General features: G+C 44.9%; 6 protein-coding genes. 5 read left to right on the top strand and 1 reads right to left on the bottom strand.

The features are described 5' to 3' along the window. Nucleotides 1-4 precede the first annotated feature (4 nt). A complete protein-coding gene (locus tag ABZD21_RS14570; protein ID WP_372775793.1) occupies nt 5-901 on the bottom strand; it encodes a DUF4271 domain-containing protein in 897 nt (298 codons plus the stop codon). A 100-nt stretch (nt 902-1001) separates the two neighbouring features. On the opposite strand from ABZD21_RS14570, the gene ABZD21_RS14565 reads away from it, so the two are divergent. From ABZD21_RS14565 to ABZD21_RS14545, 5 genes are all read left to right on the top strand, one after another. Further along, the gene (locus tag ABZD21_RS14565) at nt 1002-1955 is read left to right on the top strand and encodes a tRNA dihydrouridine synthase (protein WP_372775792.1); all 954 of its coding nucleotides are present in this window, start codon (nt 1002-1004) and stop codon (nt 1953-1955) included. A gap of 206 nt (nt 1956-2161) precedes the next feature. Then, nucleotides 2162-3496 (top strand): TolC family protein, encoded by a 1335-nt coding sequence (locus ABZD21_RS14560; protein ID WP_372775791.1) that lies wholly within the window; start codon nt 2162-2164, stop codon nt 3494-3496. 15 nt (nt 3497-3511) lie between these two features. Beyond that, entirely contained in the window at nt 3512-4606 is a 1095-nt protein-coding gene (locus ABZD21_RS14555) for an efflux RND transporter periplasmic adaptor subunit (protein ID WP_372775790.1), read from the top strand. A gap of 12 nt (nt 4607-4618) precedes the next feature. Next, nucleotides 4619-7831 (top strand): efflux RND transporter permease subunit, encoded by a 3213-nt coding sequence (locus ABZD21_RS14550; protein WP_372775789.1) that lies wholly within the window; start codon nt 4619-4621, stop codon nt 7829-7831. Then, nucleotides 7828-8139: a hypothetical protein gene (locus ABZD21_RS14545; RefSeq protein ID WP_372775788.1), complete on the top strand. Its 312-nt coding sequence runs from the start codon at nt 7828-7830 to the stop codon at nt 8137-8139. The genes ABZD21_RS14550 and ABZD21_RS14545 overlap by 4 nt, the downstream gene beginning before the upstream one ends. Nucleotides 8140-8151: the final 12 nt, after the last annotated feature.

The following is an 8151-nucleotide window of genomic DNA, read 5'->3' as shown; positions in this document are numbered from 1 at the left end:
CAACTTACATCAACACCAATTTGTAGATATAGAACAATGGTAAAATTTCAAGGGTACAAAGGTATAAAATCAAATAAAATAAAGGAATATCTTTCCGGACTAAAATTTTTAACCCTCGAAATACCAGCAAAACATAACAAACAAGCACCATTCCAAGCCCCAGAGCGACCACAATTTGTGGATCTCTAATTCTTGAAAAAGCCAAAATAAGCGTCACCGGGATCAAACCAAGTCCTAAGATCCGGTTATAGAGATTCATATTAAAGAGAATTTCCCGGGTCTCAATATTAGACTCATTGAGCCTTCCTTGCACCGAATAAATGAATTGTTTTCCAAGAATAAACAGAACTGTCCCCCCAAACACCATTAAATACTTCAGGAAACTGCTGTCAACCTTAAAATCGATTCCTGTTCCAAATCCCTGAAATAAAAAAAGACTAAATGTGAGGACGAATATCACATCCAAACGGAAAGAAGCATGTGTTAAACTAACAGAGCGCTCCCGAAACAACCTTGAAGCAGTTGTGTAATTAACAGCTGAATGAAACAATTGCACCAGATATTTTCCAAAGAAAAGCCGTACCGTAGCGAATAGTGCAAGAACAATAATCAAGATTCCCAATGTCCAATCGGTCTGGCGGGTTTCCAGTTTTCGCTCTGGCAAAATAAGACCTTGTGCTGTTGTTGTCGTTCGCAAACTCACTTGTATTGAATTGACCGGCTGAACCGGTTCCAATAGCTGCAAGTTTTTTTCGGGGAGTTGGTACTTTTTGGTCGCTGGGGCAATCGCGGCTGACTGCCGAACAATAGTCTTTCCCTTATCTCGGGTTGTGTTCGAAATAACTGCTGGGGCTGAAAGTTGAACTTTCAAACTATCTTCCGGGATTGCTTTTATGACCATTATTCCTCGCGCAGTATAAAATTCTCTGCAAAAATAGTGATTTCCTTACTCAAAACAGATAAGTAACTACCTTTGTCGGCAAATAAATTATGAAAACGAAATGGCATCACCCGAACAGTTCTTTTTAGCTCCCCTCCAAGGATTCACCGACTTTGCTTACCGCAAAAGCTACCACAGTGTTTTTGGTGGTTTTGATGCCTATTTTATACCCTACCTGAGCCTCGGGCCGGGCAACAAGATTCGGAATAGTCAATACCGCGAGGTACTTCCGCAAAATAACCAAGGAATCCCGGTTGTTCCGCAAATTTTGTGTTCCAATGTAGCTGAACTCACGATGCTGGCCACAATTATTCGCGATTTTGGATACGAACAGCTAAACCTGAATTTGGGTTGCCCATACCCAATGGCTACGAACCGGGGGCGCGGCTCCGCTTTGCTTGAAAAACCGGATGAGTTGAAACGAATTTTAGATGCTTTATTTTCTGACTTCAATTTTAAGGTCTCGCTGAAATTTCGCGCCGGCATGACTGATGAGCGGAGCATATTTCAACTGATTGATTTATTGAAAAGCTACCCCACTGAGCAACTCATCTTTCATCCGCGAACCGCCAATCAATTATATAAGGGAACCGCCAACCGGGAGTTGTTTGCCGAATTCTCGAAAGAGTTGAATTGCCCTCTGACCTACAATGGAGATATCCAATCTCCTGACGATTTGGATTCGATTAAACAACTGCTTCCCGAACAAAACAGCTGGATGATTGGCCGGGGACTACTTTCCAATCCATTTTTATTGAACCAGCTAAACAACACGCTACCTTCAAAAACCGAACAAACCCGGTTGAAAACCGAGTTTCATGACTTGATACTGGAAGAATATCAACGTACGTTCCCGGACGAAGGACAAGTGCTGATGAAAATGAAAGCCTTTTGGTCGTATTTCTCTCAATCGTTCTCCAATCCGCAAAAAGCATTCAAACCAATCAAAAAAGCATCGTCGTTCACGAAATTTAAAGCAGCCTACCCTACCGTGTTCCAGCAATATGCCGACTAATATTTTACTTGGCCCTAAATTTATTTGAGTTTTTGTTCACAATCCCCCTTCTGATAACACTTCGTTATTACCTCAAATATTGTAACTTACACTCTAAATAGAGAAAATCTATTTACCGATCAACAAAAACGATCACATATACGTATCTAGATTCCTGTATATTTAGATATCTTTGCCTTATCGAAATTGAAAACAAAAAATCAGATATGCGAAAAAATTATCACCTCTGCTTGTTTTTAGTTAGTTTGGCGATTCCATTTATTGCGTCCAGCCAACCAACAATGCAGTTGAGCTTACAAGAAGCCTTAAAGCTCGCTGAAGAAAACAACCTTACTACCAAAAGTGCCGAAGCGCGTCAACTGGCAGCCCGCGGAAACTATCGAATGACTAATTCGGTGTTTTTGCCGGGACTAACTGTTAGTACAACCGGTGTTACCACCAACGACCCGCTCTCTTCGTTCGGTTTCAAATTGAAACAAGAAATTGTTACTCAAGCGGATTTTGATCCGGCAAGCCTGAATGATCCGGAACGGATTGACAATTTCAACGCCAAAATTGAGATTCAACAGCCGATCCTCAACATCGATGGAATTTACGCACGTAAAGCCGCGAAAAACCAATACGAAGCCATGAGCCTTCAAACCCAACGGGTGAAAGAGAACATCCGCTACGAGGTTAAGAAAGCCTATTACATGCTGGAGCTGGCCACCAATGCGGTGGCTGTTTTTCAGAAATCGGTTGATGTAGCGGAGGACGCCCTGAAACTAACCCGCGATTTTGAAGCCCAGGGGATGGTAAAACATTCCGACTTACTGGAAGCGATGGTGCGGGTGGACGAACGTCAAAATCAACTCAACGACGCCAAAAACAACCTGCAAACGGCGAACGAATTTTTGGCACATCTACTGGGGTTAGATCTAAACACCGCCATTGCGACCACCGACTCAATGTTACTTTCACCGGCCCAGGCGGCCTACAACGCTTCAAACCAGACTTTGGAAAACCGATCCGATATGCAAGCCATTCAAAAACAAATTCAGGGAGCTGAGAATCTATTGAAGTCGGAAAAAATGAAGTTCGTGCCGCGTTTAAATGCCTTCGGTAGTTACGAATGGAACGACAGCAAATTACTAGGCACTTCAGCAAACAACTACATGGTTGGCGCGAGCTTGAGTTGGAACCTTTTCGGTGGTTATAAGAACCTCGGAAGTGCTCAACATGCTAAAGCACAACTACAAGAAGCACAATACAACTACGAAGACTATCTCTCGCAAAGTCAAATTCAGGTAAACCGGGCCAAACGAAACCTGGAGCTGAAATACCAACAAGTACAATCCGGTCAACTGGCCAAGGAGCAAGCCGCCGAGTCGTTCCGTATTCGTACCGACCGCTTTAAACAAGGGCTGGAAAAAACAACCGATCTGCTGATGTCGGAAGCATTGACCTCGCAAAAAAACCTGGAATTCATTCAGGCCATCTACAACTATCAGCAAGCCATTTTCGAAATGGAACTATTACTCGAAAACGATATTAACGAATAAAAAGCCTCGATAAAAATGAAAACTCGCTTAAATAAAACAAAACTCCTGATGGTTGCCCTCACTGCAACCTCGATTGTACTGAGTTCTTGCGGCAGCAAAAACGACGATAAACAACAAACAAATCCGGTTATAAAAGCAACTGTTGCCACGGCACAGAAAACCGAACACCCGACTCAGTTCAGTTTTTCGGGGAAGCTACAGGCCGACAAACAAGCCAACCTGAGCACCCGAATGATGGGCCAAATTCAGAAAGTATATGTGAAGCCCGGCCAAAAAGTGCAGGCTGGCGCCTTGCTAATTCAGATTCGGAACCAGGATGTTCTGGCTAAGAAAGCACAGGTTGAAGCCAGTAAGGTTGAAGCCACCGAAGCCTACAACAGCGCCGAAAAAGACCTGAACCGCTTTGAAGCACTTTACAAAAGCAAAAGCGCCTCGGACAAAGAAGTTGAAGATATGCGAACCCGCTACCAAATGGCTAAAGCCCGCCTGGACGCCGTTAATCAAATGGGCAAAGAAGTGGAGGAATCTCTCCGCTACACAAGCATTAGTGCACCCTATAGCGGCGTTATTACCGGCAAATTTGTACAGGAAGGCGACATGGCCAACCCTGGAATGCCATTACTTAGTATTGAGAGTCCGAGCCAATGGAAAGTGTACGCCCGCATTCCCGAAGGAGATATCGCCCGTTTGAAATTGAACGATCCTGTTAAAGTTCAGCTTACAGCCCTGCCGGGAAGCGAAGTTGAAGGAACGATCGCTGAAATTAATCCATCGGCAACCAATACAGGAAGCCAGTTCGAAGCAAAAATTCTGTTGTCAGCGAATGCCGCTCTTGCAGACCAACTATACAGCGGCATGTATGCGACTGTCATATACGAGAAAGGAACACAGCCAATGATACTCGTTCCAAAAGATGCTCTGGTACACCGAGGCCAGCTGGTTGGTCTATATACCATCAGCCAGGCCGGCACCTCTCTGCTGCGGTGGGTTCGGACGGGTAAAACCTATGGCGATTCCATCGAGATTCTTTCAGGATTAAATGATGGCGAGAAATACATTCTTTCGAGCGAAGGTAAATTGTTCGACGGAGCACTGGTTGAAAACTTATAAGCGTACTGAATTATGAAAACAGGATTTGCAGGCGGAATCGCCAAACTATTCATAAACTCGAAGCTGACTCCCCTACTGATGATTGCCTTTCTGGCAATTGGGATGTATAGCTCGTATCTGACTCCGAGAGAGGAAGAACCGCAGATTGATGTACCAATTGCCGATATCTTTTTCCGCTATCCGGGTGCAAGCCCAAAGGAAATTGAATCGCGGGTGATGCAACCACTTGAAAAAGTAGTCGCTAATATTCCGGGGGTTGAATATGTGTATTCAACATCGATGCCCGGTCAGGCCATGCTGATTGTTCAGTTTTATGTGGGTGAAGATGTGGAACGCTCGTTGGTTAAAATGTACAACGAGATCATGAAACACATGGATCAAATGCCTAAAGGAACGTCGCTTCCGTTAGTAAAAACCCGCTCGATCGACGATGTACCCGTACTTGGCCTCACCCTCTGGAGCGAAAACTACGACGACTACCAACTAAAACGGATGGCTCAGGAGCTGAACAACGAAATTGAACAGGTAACTGATGTTTCAGAAACCAAAGTAATTGGAGGTCGCTCGCGCGAAATCCGTGTTGTTCTGAATAACGAACAGATGGCAGCGGCACATGTCGATGCGTTAATGATCGCACAACAGATCCAGCTGGCCAACAGCCAGTTTCAATCCGGAGCCTACAATAAAAATGATGTGGAATATCTGGTTGAAACCGGCGATTTTCTTAAGACAACTGAAGATGTTGAAAACTTGGTTGTTGGCGTATACAACGGTTCGCCGGTATACCTAAAACAGGTAGCTCAAATTCTTGATGGCCCTGAAGAACCGGCTCAATATGTCGAGTTTGGCTTTGCTAAAGTGGACAAATCGAAAGCTGATTTTCCGGGCGAATATCCTGCCGTGACAATCTCTGTTGCCAAACGTCGTGGCGCCGACGCCATGCGTGTATCCGACGAAATTCTAAAGAAATTAGACCTCCTAAAAAAAGATCTCATCCCTGAGGATGTGCAAGTTACAGTTACCCGCAACTATGGCGAAACGGCTTCACACAAGGTATCGGAATTGCTCATGCACTTAGCCGGGGCAATCATATCGGTTACCTTTGTCGTGATGTTGGCCATGGGGTGGCGTGGCGGGCTGGTAGTGTTCCTGTCGGTTCCGGTCACCTTTGCCTTAACCATGTTTAGCTATTATTTTCTCGATTACACCCTGAACCGGATTACCCTGTTTGCCCTGGTGTTTGTTACCGGTATTGTGGTCGACGACTCCATTATTATAGCCGAAAACATGCACCGTCACTTCAAAATGAAGAAACTGCCGTTCATTCAAGCCGCCTTACGATCGATCGACGAGGTTGGGAACCCGACTATTCTGGCCACATTCACCGTAATTGCAGCGGTGTTGCCAATGGTTTTCGTGAGCGGCTTAATGGGCCCCTATATGAGCCCAATGCCAATCGGAGCTTCTATCGCAATGATTTTTTCGCTGCTGGTCGCTTTAACCATCACTCCTTACCTGGCCTACCGACTACTGAAACACGACAAAAGTGGTGGCGAGAAAGAGTTCCGCATGGAAGATTCCATGATCTACAAAATGTACTCTAAAACCATCAGTCCCATGCTCGAATCGAGCTGGAAACGCTGGACATTCATCGGAAGTGTAACCGTTCTTTTGGTGGCCTCGATGACACTGGTTTATTTCAAACTGGTCGCAGTTAAAATGCTTCCGTTCGATAATAAAAATGAATTTCAGGTGATTGTCGACATGCCCGAAGGAACAACTCTTGAACGAACGGCAGCCGTTACAAAGGAGCTGGCAGCCTACATTGCCAATCAGGAAAATGTATTGAACTATCAAAGCTATGTTGGCACAGCATCACCAATGAACTTTAACGGACTGGTGCGCCATTACGACCTTCGTCAGGGTTCGAATGTCGCCGATATTCAGGTAAACCTGACAGACAAGGGCGACCGCAAACTGCAAAGTCATGACATTGCAAAGGCATTGCGCCCCGGATTACAAGCCATCGCAGTCAACTACAATGCGAATGTAAAAGTAGTTGAAGTGCCTCCCGGCCCTCCGGTTCTGTCGACCTTGGTGGCCGAAGTGTATGGCCCCGACTACAACACCCAGATGGATATTGCCGAACAAGTGAAAGGTGTATTTGCTGAAACAGCCGATGTGGTTGACATTGATTGGCATATGGAAGATGACCAGGTAGAATATAAATTCAATGTTCTGAAAGAAAAAGCCGCGTTGATGGGCATTTCAACCCAACAAATTACGCAAAGCTTGCAAATGGCGCTGGGCGGTAGCGAAGTAGCGCAACTTTACCAGGAAAAAGAATACCAGCAAATTGGCATTAAACTACGCATGGACGAAAAAGATCGCTCTGGATTGAATGAGCTGAAAAAGATTAACATCATGAGCCAAACCGGACAAATAGTTGCCCTGGGCGATGTGGTTGAAATTGATCAAACCTTTCAGGACAAGAGCATCTACCGGAAAAACCAGCGACAAGTAGTTTACGTAACCGCCGATGTGGCAGGCAAACTGGAAAGCCCGGTGTATGCCATCCTCAACATGTCGGAAAAACTGGGAGACATTAAATTACCCGAAGGTTATACCCTCACAGAAGAATACAACAAACAACCATTCTCGCAAGATAATTATAGTTTGAAATGGGATGGTGAATGGCAAATTACTTACGAAGTTTTCCGCGATTTGGGAACTGCTTTTGCCGTGGTTTTAATTGTCATCTACCTTTTGATTATCGGCTGGTTCCAAAACTTCAAAGTACCTTTTGTCATGATGATCTCGATCCCGCTGTCGTTGGTCGGTATCCTCATCGGACACTGGATGATGGGCGCCTTCTTTACGGCTACCTCAATGATTGGATTAATTGCACTGGCGGGAATTATGGTCCGAAATGCGATCCTGCTCATCGACTTTATCAACCTTCGGCTGGCCGATGGTATTCCGCTCAAGGAAGCAGTGATTGAAGCCGGAGCTGTGCGGACCACTCCAATCCTGCTGACTGCCGGAACAGTGGTCATCGGAGCCGTAGTTATTCTGTTCGACCCGATCTTTCAGGGACTGGCCATTTCACTCATGGGCGGAAGTATCGCGTCAACCTTCCTGACTCTGGTTATCGTACCACTCATCTACTACATGACAGAAAAGAAAAAGTATCCGACTAACGAAAATAAAACCGAAGAGCTATGATGAAGTTTGTAATTATTCAATGCGTAAAAGCCTATCGCGACGAGCTTGAACAGATCTTCAAGACAATTAAAGTTGATGCCTACAGCGAAATGGAGGTTGAAGGGTTCATGAAAAATGCCGACGGAACATCAGACTATTCTAATTGGTTTGGATCGTCGAAGAATCCGTATGACTATATGGTTTCCTTCAGCTTCTTAGCTGCCGACAAGGCAGAAGAATTGCTAAAACGAGTTGACGATTTTAACAAAGGCATTGAAGGAATGAGCCCCATAAATGCCTATATCGTCGGCGTAGAAAAATCAGTCTAATAACATCAAAAA

It is taken from the genome of Mangrovibacterium sp. (assembly GCF_041596335.1).
Taxonomy (GTDB): Bacteria; Bacteroidota; Bacteroidia; order Bacteroidales; family Prolixibacteraceae; genus Mangrovibacterium.
Note: the sequence above shows the minus strand (reverse complement) of the source record. Positions and strands in the feature narration are given on the sequence as shown.

Excerpts from the sequence above, each read along its gene's own strand:
- ABZD21_RS14555 (WP_372775790.1), top strand. The coding sequence starts at position 3,512 with ATGAAAACTCGCTTAAATAAAACAAAACTCCTGATGGTTGCCCTCACT.
- ABZD21_RS14570 (WP_372775793.1), bottom strand. The coding sequence starts at position 901 with ATGGTCATAAAAGCAATCCCGGAAGATAGTTTGAAAGTTCAACTTTCA.
- ABZD21_RS14565 (WP_372775792.1), top strand. The coding sequence starts at position 1,002 with ATGGCATCACCCGAACAGTTCTTTTTAGCTCCCCTCCAAGGATTCACC.
- ABZD21_RS14545 (WP_372775788.1), top strand. The coding sequence starts at position 7,828 with ATGATGAAGTTTGTAATTATTCAATGCGTAAAAGCCTATCGCGACGAG.
- ABZD21_RS14560 (WP_372775791.1), top strand. The coding sequence starts at position 2,162 with ATGCGAAAAAATTATCACCTCTGCTTGTTTTTAGTTAGTTTGGCGATT.
- ABZD21_RS14550 (WP_372775789.1), top strand. The coding sequence starts at position 4,619 with ATGAAAACAGGATTTGCAGGCGGAATCGCCAAACTATTCATAAACTCG.